Source organism: Acidisoma sp. PAMC 29798 (genome assembly GCF_030252425.1).
GTDB classification, from domain to species: Bacteria; Pseudomonadota; Alphaproteobacteria; order Acetobacterales; family Acetobacteraceae; genus Acidisoma; species Acidisoma cladoniae.
In genome coordinates this window covers 1-13,289 of record NZ_CP126998.1, presented here as the reverse complement: position 1 = coordinate 13,289, position 13,289 = coordinate 1, and the positions used below count along the sequence as shown (strand labels likewise).

The following is a 13,289-nucleotide window of genomic DNA, read 5'->3' as shown; positions in this document are numbered from 1 at the left end:
TGAGCTGCTGCCGGTTTAGTGGACACGCACCTTAGCCTGACGCTTTGTTCCGCTCGAATTCCATAGGGCTGAGATAGCCGATGGTCGAGTGGCGTCGGCGTAAATTATAGAACCGTTCGATGTAGTCGAATACGTCGGCTCGAGCCTGGTCCCTCGTGCGATATACCTTGCGGGCTGTTCGCTCAGTTTTCAGCGAGGAGAAGAAGCTCTCCATTGCCGCATTGTCCCAGACATTCCCTGACCGACTCATGCTGCAACTAACGTTATGATCTGCCAAGAGCTTCTGGAACTGTTCACTGCTGTACTGGCTTCCCTGGTCCGAATGATGCAGCAACGCATCTGGTTTGCCGCGGCGCCAGATCGCCATCATTAACGCGTCGGCCACAAACTGAGCTGTCATTGTGACGCTCATCGACCAGCCCACGACACGACGCGAGAAAAGGTCAATGACGGCAGCCACGTAGAGCCAACCTTCTGCCGTCCAAAGATAGGTGAAGTCGGCGATCCACTTCTGGTTCGGTGCTGTAGCTACGAATTGGCGGTCCAGCACGTTGGCAGCCGCCTCGTTCCGCTCGCCCTTGTCGGATGGCAGGCCTCTGCGGCGCGGTCGGGCCCGTAAGGCTTGCTCGCGCATGAGCCGCTCAATGCGGTGCAAGCCACACACGTCACCCTCGGCCAGGACGTCATGCCAGACGCGCCGGGCGCCATAGGTCCGGTCGCTGCCGACGAAGCTGGCCTTGACGTGCGCGCCGAGAATTTCGTCGCTGCGTGCCCGAGCGCTGGGCGATCGGGTGAGCCAGGCGTGGAATCCACTGCGTGAGACACCGAGCGCCTCGCAAAGCCACCGCACCGGCCAAATCCCTCGATGCTTCGCCACGAAGCCGAATTTCATATCGACTCCCTCGCGAAGTAGGCCGCGGCTTTTTTTAGGATATCGCGCTCCGCCTTGAGCTTTGCGACCTCACGCCGCAGACGATCTATCTCCTGCTGATCCGGCTTGAGCTGGCCCTGGCCCGGAAATGCCTGCCCAGGATCCGAGGTAACCTCCTTGATCCATCGTCGCAGAATGCTTTCGCCCACATCCAGGTCCCGGCTGGCCTGCACCAATGAAATCCCACGTTCATTAACTAGCCGGACCGCCTCCAGCTTGAACTCCCGGCTGAACTGTCGTCGCGTCATTTGCATCCTCCAATCTCGCGAAACACCTTAATCTCGGTGTCCACCAAACCGGCAGCAGCTCAGTATCGTTTGATTTCGCAAAAATGATGCTTCGCCTCGATCTTCACAACAGCCGCCGCGATTTTAACGTGCTCGCCGCGACTGCCTTTGCGGAGCGTGCCGCCGGAATTGCTGATCCTGAAGCGGTAATCGACGTTCCTACCATCAAGCCTCACCGCAAGCCGGTGCTCACTGTTTGATGGCCTATCGTCCGCCCGCTGATGGCAAGCCTAAGCTGCCGCCCATGCTGGAAGCCGAATTTATGGTGGCGGCTGGCAAGATGAACATGACGCCCACCGCTGCCATGGTGGATGCGGCGCAACGTTGGATCAAATGGGCAGACCAGACCGCCCCGCGCCGCGCGCTCAGAGCTGAGGTTCGCAAGTATGAGGCTGGGAAGTGCAGCACCGCGCCCGATCCCAGGGACTACGGCTTACCAGCTGACATCCTCATTCCCAAGCTGTGAGCATCCACCTTGCCGCCGCCCTCGATGCTGTCACCGCCGCAGGTGCCGGGATGGGTCTACGTCCTGACGAACCCAGGCTTGCCGGGTTGCGTGAAGATCGGCGGCACATCTCGAACGGCAACGCACCGCGCCCGCGAGTTGGTGAGCGAATACGGTACGGCCGCGCCCTTCGTCATCGCTCGCCGCCTCGCCGTCGCTGACTGGTTTGCGGTCGAGCAGGCCGCACATCGGATGCTGTCGGATCGGCGCGTGCCAAGGTCGGAGCTGTTCGAGGTCACGCCACGCGAAGCCGTCCGCGTGATCCGTGTCGCCGCTGCCGCTTATGCGCGACCATGGGGTCTGTCTGCCTGGATGCGGCGTCTATCCTTCGGGCCGTCCAGTCGGGGGCGCTATGGCACGCCGTGGCGCCGCCGTGGCACTAACTGGATTCCGATCCTGGTCGCCCTGTCGATCGCTGCCAGTTTGGTGTCGATCGCCAAGCCCAACGCGCCGGCGTGGATGCCGCTGCCGATTGCTCGCTCCCTGTTGATGCTAGAACGATTACACTAGATGTTGTGCGCGATCGGCGCTGCCGGCACACGACATCTAGTATTAGGTCGCCCCGCCATTGCTGCCGGTGCGGCGGTAGTGCTCTCGGCCTAGCTCCCGAAGGCGTTCCTTGTTTTCGAGCAGGGGGTTATCCCTGCCGCGTTGCTTGGTTGTCTCGATCTGCTGTCGAATCACGCGTTCCCGTTCTTCGTCAGGCCGCACCCGTGCAGACGCCTCTCGCGCTAGTTGTTCGCGTGCCTGGGCTAGTAGCTCGTCGGCAAAGTCCCGATTAGCCTTCGCTGTGTCGGTCATCGAGAGTCCTTCTAGCTCGGTTCGTGCGGTCGCCTCGCCTGCCGCTCCTGACGTATCAGCTCGCGGATGCGTTCAACCTCATTGCCTTCCGACTCATGCCGCCGTCCGATTTCTCGCGCCTCGTTTTCCGCGACTGCTTTACGAGCCTGTTCCATAAGCTCATCCATGAAGTCCTTTTTGGGGGATTCCGGCCCCGCCTCTACAGACTTGCCACCTGTCCCGGTTTGCCGAAAATGCTCCTTGCCAAGACCGCGCAAGGCTTCTTTGTCGCCCCGCATCTTTGCCGCCTCGATCTGCCGTTCCAGTTTGCGAACTTGTTCCTCGTCCGGCACAACACGCTCTTGCCGCGCCGCCTCTTTGCCTGCTTGGCGCAGTTCCTCGGCCATCGTGCGATTGTTCTCGCGGCTGCTGGTGTTTTCCCGCGTGTGACGTGGTGAAGGCGACGTGGAAGCATGTCCACCAAGCCGCACCGTCGTCGCTGCCTCTCGGTCGCGCAGACGAACCTGTATGTGGGTAAGAGTCGCTTCCAGCCGTGCGCCCAAGCTGTTCAGCCGTTCCCGTGCGGCAGATAAGGCGGCTTGCAGATAGGATGCCCCAGGACGCGCCCTTTCCCGCTCGTAGGTGCGTTCTCGCACATTGGCCGGGTCTTCCCCAGCCGTAACCGGCTCGGGGCCTCTGGTGACTTTCTGAGGGCCTTCTTCGGCAAAGCCGCGCAACGTCGCCGCCCACGCCGCCCGCTCGTCAGCTGGATCAGGGCGCTTCGCCTGGCTGTCCTTCGTCGTGCGTTCACGGGTGGGACGTTCCAGGTCGTCAGTCGGTGCCGGTTGTTTAACCTGGTGCGCCTGGCTTTCAGGCTTGGCACCTGCCCGGGCCATCTTCGCGGCCTCACGCTCCTGCACATAGTCTACGTAATCCGACAAACCGAAGCCCTTGCCGGATGCGGTGCGCTTCTCCGTCCAGGCTTCCCAGCTCTGCCGCGCCTGGGCTTGATGTTCGGGGGTGAGACCGTCCCAGCCGCCGCCTTGGGCTGTCCAGCCTCGTTCTGATTTTGCCGCAGTGGGATCCTGCGCGGGGTTTCCGTGCGCTGGATTCTCGCGCGAATCTCTCTCACGACCCGCCGCCTGTTCCGGCTCGTCAAACGCACGCATCCGCGCGGCCATGTCGCGGCGCATTTCCTCGGGCGTCTTAAGCTGGTCGCCCCTGTGGTGGCCGAAGTGCCGCGCTGTCCCGAGAGGATCGACCGCCGCCAAATCGTCGAGCGCCCGCTTCGCCTGGGCATCGCTGCTGTTGTTTTTTTCTGCAGCCTCCCGCTGCCGGATGCCGTCAAGGGTTGAGGTATATTCCCCATCCCACATGACGCCCGCACGCTCTCGATCCTGGCGGCGGAATGCGTCCCGTTGCAGGGATTCCAGCTCGGCAACCTCGGCCCGTGCCTGGGTAAGCTGGTCGGCCTCGCGCTGGATGTCCCCGCGGTCGGTCTGAACCCCGCGTGCCTCCATCCCCTTCGCAGCCTTTCCCATGTGGAGGCTGTCGCCGTCCCTGGTGCGGCCCATGTCTATCCGGGCTTCGTGGCCGTGACGCTCAAGGTGCCGGTTGACGAGCGTTTCCCATGACTTGCGAAAGGCCTTCGTCTCTGCCGTCACATCGGCCCGCGACTTCTGGGGCTTGCTCTTGGCGAAACCGTCCGGGCCTAGCACCCGCTCGGAAACCAAAATATGGGCATGAACGTTGCGGTCATCCATACCCTTTGAAGGGGCGTGAATCGACACATCTGCCGCCAAGCCTTTCCGCGTGAAATTCTCCCGCACAAAGTCTTGCAATAGCCATCGGTTTTGCTCGTCGGTCAGCTCATGCGGCAACGCACCATCAAACGACTGCCCTACTTGCGCGTCCTTACGCACTTCGGCGGCCTCGGCACGGTTCCAAAGCTCGCTACGATCCGCAGCCCATTCCGGCGCATCCTTCGGAACATAAAGCCCCTCGAAAATGCACTTCGACCGGTGCCGGGTGTAGTCGTGAACGTCGCCGGTTCGCTCGTCATAAATACGGTCGCGGGCATTGTATGCCGCTTTGCCTGTCGCGCTCTCGCCCTGGCTGCGTTTTACGAACGTTCGGTTCAGGTGCGCGGAAGCCATTCCGCCACCACTTCCCGGTCAAGCGGTTTCGTCAAATGAGCATCGAGCAACCCGCGCACCTTCTCACGCAACTCGTCATCCTTCTCCATGGCAGCAATGACCGTCACACCGATGAGGATTTTTCGCCGGTCGTCGGTCTTGCGCTTGCGAGATGCGGCGCGGGCTTCAAGCTGCTGCACCTTGGCACGGGCCTGGGCAAGCTGCTGCTCTATCGATTTGCGTTCTGGTGCCACTGCGAACCCTTCCCTACCCTGCCGGATGGCAGGGGTGTTTTTGCCGTAGGCGAAAACCGCGCCGTGTCCCGCAGGGACACTTAAGTGCGCTCTTGCAGAGAGCTTGTGTAGTTCACCCTTCTTTCTCGCCTACAAAGATTTAGGGTTGTCGTCCAGTTAAAAGGGTCTCGCTTCGCTCGGTATTTTTAGGCGGTGCGCCGCTTCGCTCTGCACCGTTGAAACCTCATTCGCGGTTTCAAACTTCCCTGTAGGATTTTCGGGAAAGCATCGGTTTCGTGTCGCGTTTTTACTGGTATCCTGTGGATAACTTACGGTAGCATCTTCTGCCACATGCCGGGGACGGCCTCCGTGGTGAAAGCATGGGCCGCAGGGGTTTAAACGCTCCTGCGGTTCAATCCTCGGAGACGAACCGATGGCCACACTCTACCAAGGCACAGAAGACGACGTTTCCCATTTTTTCCACCCAAAAGGCATTAATGGGGTGCTTGTCGGCGGCAATCTTGCTCAACCCTCTAACAATGGTTTGTGGTGGGTTCCAGAAAAGGGTGGTCATGCGCTCTCGTTTGGGATGACTCGGTGTGGCAAAGGTCTCCAGATTATAGGGGCACTCTGCCAATATAACGGCTCAACCCTGACGATTGACCCGAAAGGTGAAAACGCATGGATTACAGCCGAACGTCGCCGCCAGCTCGGGCAACGTGTCGTTATCCTCGATCCATTCGACGAAGTGAACCGACGCTATGGGTCTCTCGTCGGCCAAAAGGAAATCACGACCCGCTTTAATCCTCTCTCTGTCATCGATCCAAAATCCCCCGATTTCGCTGAAGATGTGATGATGCTTGCTGAAGCCGTCATTATTTCCAGCGGAAACGATCCCCACTGGAGTGAATCCGCCCGCGCCCTTGTCGCTGGTCTGATCGCTGCCGTTATCGAGAACGCTCCGCCCGGCCAAGCTTCCTTCCGTCAGGTTCGCAAGTTGCTCACTTCAACCGACGCGGAGCTGACTGCCGCTATTAAAATCCTACACGACCGGAACCCTAACAGCTTCGCAGGCCGCAACCTCCGGCGCTTCGCTTCTGGAACTAAGGAAGTCAGCTCGATCCGTTCCACCGCCGACACGCAAACCTTTCCCTTTGAGTCCCTTCGGCTGCTGGACAGCATGGAGACCGATTCCAACGCATTTAACTTTTCATCGCTGGCGACCTCCCGCGTATCTGTGTTCCTCGTGCTGCCGGTGGATCGGCTTGCGACTTATGGCCGTTGGCTACGACTGATTATCACACTCGCTATCCGTGCAATTACCCGCGCTAGAATCCCGCCCTCTCCACCTGTTCTTTTCATCCTCGACGAAATGGGAACCATCAACCCAGGCGGGGGCCTTCGCATGGTAGAACAAGCATTCGGCCTTATGGCTGGCATGGGGATTCGTATCTGGGCCTTCCTGCAAGACCTCAAACAATTGCAGCACGACTATCCTAATAGCTGGGAAACATTCATTGCAAACAGTGAACTAATTCAGCTTTTAAAGGTGAACGACAATACTACCTCACAATATTTTTCAAATCTTATCGGTCAAAAAGAAGTAGTGACTGAGCATTGGACAGAACACGGACAGATGCTTGATACGTCATATGTCCGCCAGAATATAAAACATAAGCACTATGGCTATATTCATCAAAAATCTGCTGGTTTAGAGATGATAATGAGGCCTGACCAAATAACGCAACTACCTGCACAGGAAAGTGTCTGCATTTTTGCAGGTGGTTACGTTTATCATCTCCGAAAAATCAATTATTTTTCCGATGCACGTTTCCGAGGACTTTATCGACCTAACCCATTGTTTGTTAGACGTACTACTACTGAAAAATCCACCGTAAAACGCCCAACCCCTGCCGCTCCCGTTAAAGCTTCTCTGCCTCCGGTCAATGTTGAGCGCGTTGCGGAGCTGGGGAAAGAGGCCGCTGGCAAACTTTCAGGCTGGTGGAAATCTCAAAGGGCCGCCGCTGCTCGTGCCGCTGCTGCCCGTGAGGAAGCCACCCAGGCCGAGAAACGCCGCGCCGTTGAAACCGCTGCCATGGATGAACGCGCCCGCTATGCGGCCATGCTGAGAGACGCCAAATGACCTTGTTTCGCAAATCCCGCCCTGCCGAGTGGCAACACTCTGCCGAACGCTCGACGCTCGATCTTACACCTGATCTGCGGGCTGTGGCTTGGTTCAGTGGTGCTTAGGAAGGCGACCCTCCAAGTGTGGGACCAATCAGCGAAGTAGCTACCGCCTGAACAGCCACGTCAGCGCCTCCGTCGAGCTGGTGCCGCTGCACTGGTCAATGCTTATCGGCCGTCCATCCCTGAATGAGCTGCGTAACCACCTCGGCCATCTTCACGCCTTCGGCCGCACAAGCCGTTTTGAACCGCCTGTGCAGCTCCGGGGGTAGATCGACGTTCAACCGAGTTTGCTTTGCTCCTGGGCCACCTGCGGGCATCCTGGAAGGAAGTCTAACCGCTGCCGCTGCTTCGTCTCCGTCAACAAATCGCTGCAACGCCTCCGACCGATCCTTCGGCATTGTGAAAGCTGGCTTTTTACTCATTCCTTCATTCCTTCATTCCTTCAAGCTCTGTGAGTATCGCCCTGATTTCTGCTGCTGCCAGTCCGTCAGGCTGCTGCTCAATCACGGTTTCCCCGGCAGTCATTGCCTCGGCATAAATCACGCGCTGCGTTGTCCCTGCTGCCAGGATCGGCAATCCGAACTCGGCCAGGGCTTCGTTGATTTCTCGGGACAGAACCGACCGGCCTATTTTGCGCGACACTATGAACGCTGCCCGCTGCCCGCCCTTCGCTTCACCAGCCGCCCGCACAAGGTTGACCGTTTCTCGGCTTGCCCAAAAATCCGCCCCTGACGGCTGCACCGGAATCAACACCACATCCGCCGCCCCGATTGCGCTTCGCGTTGCCTCGTAGCTCCTAGGCGCTCCATCGATGATCGTCATGTCGTAGTCAGCCGCCATCGCGGGCAAGTCTCGATGCAAAACCGGCTTAGTCAGTCCGATCACCTGGAAAGGCGGTGGCTCCGTCCGAATTGCTGCCCAATCCTGCGCCGTCTGCTGCGGATCGGCGTCGATTAACAACACGCGCTTGCCCTGGGCTGCACTGGCTGCTGCAAGGTTCAGCGCTAAGGTCGTCTTTCCCGCCCCTCCCTTCTGGTTCACCACTGCGATGATCATTCAAAGCCTCTTTCCATCATTTGAGTAAATGGTTATAATATCATAACATCAAATGAGTAAATGAGCAACCTCGCGCGTCGATTGCTTGCCTGTTCAACCATCGCCCTTTGTTCGACGCCCCGCAGGGGTGGCGATTATCAGGCGGGACGCCCTTCGTCCCGACACCTTCAGAACCGCACGGAGCGCAGGAAGGGTCAAAGGCGCGAAGCGGCACCACAGCCACGCACAGCTTTTCGGCTTTGCGAAAAGCGAGCATGGCGAGGAGCCACCCTTTGACCCTGACGAGCACCGTAGCCACTGGCGTCCTGACGCCGGTTTGGCTTCTTGCAGGCACAGTTACCCACCCCCTGGCCTAGCCAGCCTCACCTATGGGCGCGTCGGCCAGGGCATGGATAACTGCGAAGCCTTTTATGACTCTAAGAAGGGAACTGCCTGCAACCCCTTGCAAAGCTTGAGTTGACTGTCACCGAAATGGAGACCCCATTCTCCGAAACGGAAACTGTATTCTCCGATTTAGGTTGCTATCTGAAGAATACAGTCTCACTATATGCAGAATGTGTTCTCCGATTCGGGCTTAAAAAATGAGAAGCGACTCCATCATAATTGCCGAGCGGCGGGGAATGCCGGTGTACACCGCAAACCCTAGTATTCCTTCGGAAAGCGAGATCAAAAGCCCCCGTCGCCGTCAGCTCGGTGAGGAAAACCGTGGGCTTGTTGTCCTCGATGACGGTAGTGGAGAAGTCCTGGGACGCGGCACCGCCGTAGCCTATGAATGGGAGGAAGTAGACAAGGAACGCTTTGTAAAGCTGTTTCTAAGTGGCGTTAAGCAAGCTGCCGAACTCTCTAAGCCTGGGCTTGTGATGTTTGAAATGGTCTACAATGCTCTAAGAGACAAACCCGGAACTGACAAAATAGAGTTGTCGTTCCTGACTGCCGGGAAGTCGAAAACAATCTACTACAAAGGGATGCGGGAGCTGCTGGAAAAGGGCTTTCTCTATAACACGCCTTATGACGGCACTTTCTTCGTCAATATTCGCTTCATGTTCAACGGCAATCGACTGGCCTTTGTTAAAGCCTACCACCTCAAGGGCTCTCGCGATCAAGGTCAGCTTTCGCTGCTGCCGGAATCGGATAACCAATGAAACAGCCTTTGCGTGATGACGTTTCGCTGTTCAGCACGGAAGAGCTTCGCGCGATTTATCATGATCAGGCGAAAGCCAAAGGTATGCTTGTCCGGCTCGGCAACGGTGACATCCAACGCAACCACCTTCGCAACATAATACGGCGCCGCATTTGGTGGGAACGATTCGGGACGGTAATTTTGGTCGTGGTGTCGGTAATAGGAGCCGCAGCGGCAATGATGGCCGCTGTCGAAAGCTGGCGTGCATCAAAGTAATCGCCCATGCCGGGCTGGCTGCCTGCAAGAGCCTAATAGTCGCCCCAGCCAAACGAGGTGCTACAAAAAGGTTTGCCGATGATCTATCTTCTTGGCCGAATAAACCACATCTAGTAGTAATTTAGTCGATTTTGTTCTAGATGTCGATCCACGCAGGAATTTTCACGAACGGAGTTCTAGCATGACCAAGGACAAGTTATTTATCGAGCAGCGACCGGGGGGTGATTTCGCCGTCAGGAAGCCAGATTCGAAGAGGGCAAGCGCTGTAGCCCCTACGCAGGGGAAGGCCATTGATCGCGCGGAACAGCTTGATCCAAATGCGCAAATCTTAGTGGAGCGCGTGCGCAACACGAAGGTTGGTGGCCGAGATCAGTGGCGGAAGCCGTAGGGCTAAAAACCAAGGGGAGCCTTACGGCTCCCCTGGCAATTGACTCCCTTTCGGGCAACGGTCACCTAATCTCTCAGGGCCGCGATGACCTATAATTAGGACAAATGGCCTTATTTGTCAAGATCAAAGGGGCGGGGAAGCCATTCCTGCACCCGTTTGAGCACCTCGTTGAAGTCAGCTTTTGGGATGCTGGGTATCTTCCCCCTGATCTGAGAAAAACGGCTTGGCGCGACCGTGTACAGGTGATTGCACACAACCCAGCTGCGTTGCCCGTCTAAGGAAGATGAGAGTTCCCAGGCCCAGGGGCTGTTACCTTGTGGTTCGGTCGAGAGGGGCACCACCAGGCAAGGGCCGTGCAGGGAATTTTTGTAGGACATCACCACCACGGGTCGGGTCTTCCACATCTCCGGCAAATGCGCGTCGCGCGGGAAGTCGCACCAATAGATTTGCCCGAGCTTCGGGGCGGCGATGATCCGAGGCTTAACGCGGGGCGGTTGTGTCTCAGGTTGCGGGCTTTTCGGCGGCGGCGATTCGGTAGCATCGGTCATGCCGAAGGGAACCCGTTTGCAACGGTTTTAGCAAGTAATCGCGTGCACCTGGCTGTCCGCCGGCAGGGGTTGAATACTAGCCCTGGCCAAGTCAAAGTGCTGCGGCGGTCTGAATCGCCTCTGGGGACTGCTGGATTACTCTGAAAAGACTGTCGGAAAGATCGCATAATGGACGTTATGGCATCAGGTCTTTAGCGGAACGTTGGGTTCAAATTGACCTCGATCTGATCGGGTGAACAAGAAACGCTAATGTCTTCCGGTGGAACTCCTTTTGTCAAAAAGGCCACTTTTACTCGGTCAGGCTCCTCGCCGGGTGAATACGGATAACCATCCGGGTCTACATCTCCCTCCACGCCCCCATTGAATCTACGCCCGACTATTTTCCCCGCAGTAACTTCGCCTAGGATGTCGCGATAAAGGACTGCTGTCCCAATTTTGAGCTCTTCAATTTGAGCCATGAGCGTGTCTCTCTCAGTTGCTTAGGTAATTAGAAGCTTCCCGCTATCAGCCTCGAAATCGTCGCCCTGCCGACATTGTAGCTTTCCGCCAGCTCCTTGAGCGTTGCCCCGTCCTGCCGCCTCTGGCGGGCCTCTGCTGCCTGCTGAGGGGTCATCTTCGAAGGGCGGCCCATGTGCTGCCCGCGTTCTTTGGCGCGGCTCCTGCCTTCTGCCGTGCGGGTGCGTATCAGATCACGCTCGACATCAGCCAGCCCACCGAGCACGGCAATCATCAGCCGCCCGGTGCTGGTCGCAGTATCGGCCCACGGCTCGGCTAGTGACCGGAATTGCGCCTTGGCATCGGTAATGCGCTTCACGATGGCGAATAGGTCGAACGTCGAACGTGCCAGCCGGTCGATCCGCGTCACCGTCACCATGTCACCAGGGGAAAGAGCCTTCAGCATTCGGTTTAGCTCTCGCCGGTCGGCCTGGGCACCGCTGGCAGTCTCGCGGAAGACCTTCGCGCAGCCGTCAGCGTCGAGCTGCTCAAGCTGTGCGTCGAGCGTTTGTCCGTAGGTGCTGACGCGGGCGTATCCAATGCGCCGGGGCTGCTGTGTTTCGGTCATATCTTACGGGCATCGTAACCCATTGGAATCCCGTGTCTACTGGAAACGCCCAAAAGTCTTGAATTATGGCTCATAGAAAATCTTGACAAACTTTTCTACAACCATCATACGTATGCGTATTGGAACCAATCAGGACGCCGTTATAATGCCTTATATTGACCCCGGCGATGTTATCTCTCCAAAAACCATGTGGCGCCTGGTCGATGTCATCCTCGACAGGGGGGAAGGCGAGCCTGCGTATTCCATCGGCATGTGGGAGAGGCGACGGCGCATAGGATTTCGATGGAATGGCAATCAGGACAGCCCCCTAGGGAATCCGCAAAGTCGCGGGCTGCCGACGTGGGTAATTCTCGACCCCGCCCTGAATAAGGCCGTGGTCAAGCTGGTTGAGAAGGAAAACCCTGAAAAGGCCGGAATTGTACGCGCGTTCCTCGGTCTACCGGTCGAAGATTAACCACAGTTCGCGGCGTAGCTCAGCGGAAGAGCACCTTGCTTTCTAGATCACTGGTAGTGTGCAACTCCAGTATCGGCAGGGAAGGACGCGGGTTCAAGTCCCGCCGCCGTGCCCAATTCAATAGGCTGTTAATGGGAGAAAAACATATGTCCGGTTGGTACATTAAAAATGCTACGGATGTTAATGGCCTTGTTATGGTTGAAGTCACCAATGGGACAGTCAAAATTGTTATCTCTGCGTCAACGGGCAACATCATTCGCCCAGCCCCTTCGAAGATCAACCATAAAACGGCGGCGTCCGTTGCGGTGATTGGCGCTGCCGTAGAGGATCAAGTTGGATTGCTCGAAATCAGTGGCCAAGCCGTCGAGACGCTACTTAAGCAGCTCACGATATAATGGACGTTATGGGTAAATCGGGCCACCTGGGCCGGTTCCACACAGCAAAGGACTAGACCATGCCGATGCTTGGTAAGATGCCGCTTGGTAAACAGATAAACAGCTTTCGCCGCGCCGTTGAAATTGAGGAGCGCGCCGACGCCGCTATGAAGCGGGCCATAGCGAGGGGTGACCAACGTTTCGCTCTCAAGGCTGCCCGCCTCAGACAAGTCGCCTTCACGCGCGCGAATGCCATTGGCCAGACGTTCGTGAGTCCCTTCAGCATATGACCCAGGGCGACGCTCTATAGGCCACGACCCCAACAACCCGCCCTCGTCGAAACCGATCCAGCTCTGGCGCTCGAAAACGATCCGCGTTGGCTTCTGGATCATGTGGCCGTGGCCCTGCTCCCCCTCGGTGAAACTGTTCGACCGTCTCAACCGTCCCAGGGCATCGGCACCGCGAACCGGAAATCTTTAAACGGCACGAGGTCGGTGGAATTCCAGAGGTCTACAAAATCCTCGCCGTAGGCCAGATCACGCGCGATGTAGCCTGCAACCTCTCTGAACCAGCCGCGCGAGGCATTCCGACATTCCGCCTCTGTGTCGAATATCCACCAGCTCCAATACGTCCGCCCGCCTCGCGTAAAATAGAGGTTGCGCCACTGGTGCACCTCGTTCGCAGCGTCTTCCATCAATCGCGCCGTCTGGTCGACCATCGCAGCCCCCCATTGCGTCCAGGGCGGCGAAGCTATCGCCACTCCATCCAGGCAGCTAGAAAAAGGATTCTTGAAACGTTATCGTAACAATCATAGATTGGAGGGATGACTGAACGCACCAGAACCCCGAAGGCCGCTTCTTCTACCCGCCCCACTGAACGCCTGTTCACTACGCGCGAGTTGCTCCTGACAACATGGAGTGAACGCCAGAAGATGACCCCTGGTGATGAAGTA

Annotated in this window: 20 protein-coding genes and 1 tRNA gene; 11 read left to right on the top strand and 10 right to left on the bottom strand. The window is 57.7% G+C overall.

Features of this window, described 5'->3' with window-relative positions:
* Positions 1–31: 31 nt before the first annotated feature.
* Positions 32–1,179 (bottom strand): IS3 family transposase gene (locus QP803_RS23930; protein ID WP_284948330.1). Its coding sequence is split into 2 segments (ribosomal slippage): positions 32–921 and positions 921–1,179, totalling 1,149 coding nucleotides; the frame shifts between segments, so codons are not numbered across the junction.
* Between the two features lie 83 nt (positions 1,180–1,262).
* On the opposite strand from QP803_RS23930, the gene QP803_RS23925 reads away from it, so the two are divergent.
* The 3 genes from QP803_RS23925 to QP803_RS23915 are packed head-to-tail and all read left to right on the top strand — an operon-like array spanning position 1,263 to position 2,233.
* Positions 1,263–1,418, top strand: a complete 156-nt coding sequence (locus QP803_RS23925; protein ID WP_284948329.1) for a hypothetical protein — start codon at positions 1,263–1,265, stop codon at positions 1,416–1,418.
* Positions 1,419–1,462: 44 nt separating this feature from the next.
* Entirely contained in the window at positions 1,463–1,684 is a 222-nt protein-coding gene (locus QP803_RS23920; protein ID WP_284948328.1) for a hypothetical protein, read from the top strand.
* Positions 1,685–1,693: 9 nt separating this feature from the next.
* Positions 1,694–2,233, top strand: coding sequence for a GIY-YIG nuclease family protein (locus tag QP803_RS23915; protein ID WP_284948327.1), 540 nt, complete (start codon positions 1,694–1,696; stop codon positions 2,231–2,233).
* Between the two features lie 42 nt (positions 2,234–2,275).
* Here QP803_RS23915 and QP803_RS23910 read toward each other — a convergent pair whose 3' ends face one another.
* The 3 genes from QP803_RS23910 to QP803_RS23900 are packed head-to-tail and all read right to left on the bottom strand — an operon-like array spanning position 2,276 to position 4,892.
* On the bottom strand, positions 2,276–2,524 hold the full coding sequence (locus QP803_RS23910; protein ID WP_284948326.1) for a hypothetical protein: 249 nt from the start codon (positions 2,522–2,524) through the stop codon (positions 2,276–2,278).
* Between the two features lie 11 nt (positions 2,525–2,535).
* A complete protein-coding gene (gene mobQ / locus QP803_RS23905; RefSeq protein WP_284948325.1) occupies positions 2,536–4,659 on the bottom strand; it encodes a MobQ family relaxase in 2,124 nt (707 codons plus the stop codon).
* Positions 4,641–4,892 (bottom strand): mobilization protein, encoded by a 252-nt coding sequence (locus QP803_RS23900; protein WP_284948324.1) that lies wholly within the window; start codon positions 4,890–4,892, stop codon positions 4,641–4,643. Before QP803_RS23900 ends, mobQ begins: the two co-directional genes overlap by 19 nt.
* Before the next feature lie 412 nt (positions 4,893–5,304).
* Here QP803_RS23900 and QP803_RS23895 point away from each other — a divergent pair, with 412 nt between their 5' ends.
* Positions 5,305–7,014 (top strand): type IV secretory system conjugative DNA transfer family protein, encoded by a 1,710-nt coding sequence (locus tag QP803_RS23895; protein WP_284948342.1) that lies wholly within the window; start codon positions 5,305–5,307, stop codon positions 7,012–7,014.
* A 202-nt stretch (positions 7,015–7,216) separates the two neighbouring features.
* Here QP803_RS23895 and QP803_RS24155 read toward each other — a convergent pair whose 3' ends face one another.
* On the bottom strand, positions 7,217–7,375 hold the full coding sequence (locus tag QP803_RS24155) for a plasmid partition protein ParG (protein ID WP_350356124.1): 159 nt from the start codon (positions 7,373–7,375) through the stop codon (positions 7,217–7,219).
* 109 nt (positions 7,376–7,484) lie between these two features.
* Positions 7,485–8,114, bottom strand: coding sequence for a ParA family partition ATPase (parA, locus tag QP803_RS23890; RefSeq protein WP_284948341.1), 630 nt, complete (start codon positions 8,112–8,114; stop codon positions 7,485–7,487).
* A gap of 581 nt (positions 8,115–8,695) precedes the next feature.
* On the opposite strand from parA, the gene QP803_RS23885 reads away from it, so the two are divergent.
* The 3 genes from QP803_RS23885 (at position 8,696) to QP803_RS23875 (ending at position 9,898) form a co-directional block, all read left to right on the top strand.
* Positions 8,696–9,256: a hypothetical protein gene (locus tag QP803_RS23885; protein WP_284948340.1), complete on the top strand. Its 561-nt coding sequence runs from the start codon at positions 8,696–8,698 to the stop codon at positions 9,254–9,256.
* Positions 9,253–9,510 carry a hypothetical protein gene (locus QP803_RS23880; protein WP_284948339.1) on the top strand — a complete coding sequence of 86 codons (258 nt, stop codon included), beginning with the start codon at positions 9,253–9,255 and terminating at the stop codon, positions 9,508–9,510. Before QP803_RS23885 ends, QP803_RS23880 begins: the two co-directional genes overlap by 4 nt.
* Before the next feature lie 181 nt (positions 9,511–9,691).
* Positions 9,692–9,898, top strand: coding sequence for a DUF2188 domain-containing protein (locus QP803_RS23875; protein WP_284948338.1), 207 nt, complete (start codon positions 9,692–9,694; stop codon positions 9,896–9,898).
* 110 nt (positions 9,899–10,008) lie between these two features.
* On the opposite strand, the gene QP803_RS23870 is transcribed toward QP803_RS23875, so the two are convergent.
* The 3 genes from QP803_RS23870 to QP803_RS23860 all read right to left on the bottom strand — a co-directional run bounded on the left by QP803_RS23870 (position 10,009) and on the right by QP803_RS23860 (position 11,509).
* Complete coding sequence (locus tag QP803_RS23870; RefSeq protein WP_284948337.1) at positions 10,009–10,446, bottom strand: type II toxin-antitoxin system PemK/MazF family toxin; 438 nt, start codon at positions 10,444–10,446, stop codon at positions 10,009–10,011.
* A gap of 191 nt (positions 10,447–10,637) precedes the next feature.
* Positions 10,638–10,904, bottom strand: a complete 267-nt coding sequence (locus QP803_RS23865) for a hypothetical protein (RefSeq protein WP_284948336.1) — start codon at positions 10,902–10,904, stop codon at positions 10,638–10,640.
* A 29-nt stretch (positions 10,905–10,933) separates the two neighbouring features.
* Positions 10,934–11,509, bottom strand: coding sequence for a recombinase family protein (locus tag QP803_RS23860; RefSeq protein ID WP_284948335.1), 576 nt, complete (start codon positions 11,507–11,509; stop codon positions 10,934–10,936).
* A 145-nt stretch (positions 11,510–11,654) separates the two neighbouring features.
* Between QP803_RS23860 and QP803_RS23855 the strand changes: the two genes are divergently transcribed.
* The 4 genes from QP803_RS23855 to QP803_RS23840 all read left to right on the top strand — a co-directional run bounded on the left by QP803_RS23855 (position 11,655) and on the right by QP803_RS23840 (position 12,627).
* Positions 11,655–11,963: a hypothetical protein gene (locus QP803_RS23855; RefSeq protein WP_284948334.1), complete on the top strand. Its 309-nt coding sequence runs from the start codon at positions 11,655–11,657 to the stop codon at positions 11,961–11,963.
* Positions 11,964–11,971: 8 nt separating this feature from the next.
* Positions 11,972–12,078, top strand: a tRNA-OTHER gene (locus QP803_RS23850).
* Positions 12,079–12,109: 31 nt separating this feature from the next.
* Positions 12,110–12,358: a hypothetical protein gene (locus QP803_RS23845; RefSeq protein WP_284948333.1), complete on the top strand. Its 249-nt coding sequence runs from the start codon at positions 12,110–12,112 to the stop codon at positions 12,356–12,358.
* Between the two features lie 59 nt (positions 12,359–12,417).
* Positions 12,418–12,627, top strand: a complete 210-nt coding sequence (locus tag QP803_RS23840) for a hypothetical protein (protein ID WP_284948332.1) — start codon at positions 12,418–12,420, stop codon at positions 12,625–12,627.
* Between the two features lie 146 nt (positions 12,628–12,773).
* On the opposite strand, the gene QP803_RS23835 is transcribed toward QP803_RS23840, so the two are convergent.
* Complete coding sequence (locus QP803_RS23835; RefSeq protein WP_284948331.1) at positions 12,774–13,055, bottom strand: hypothetical protein; 282 nt, start codon at positions 13,053–13,055, stop codon at positions 12,774–12,776.
* Positions 13,056–13,289 lie beyond the last annotated feature (234 nt).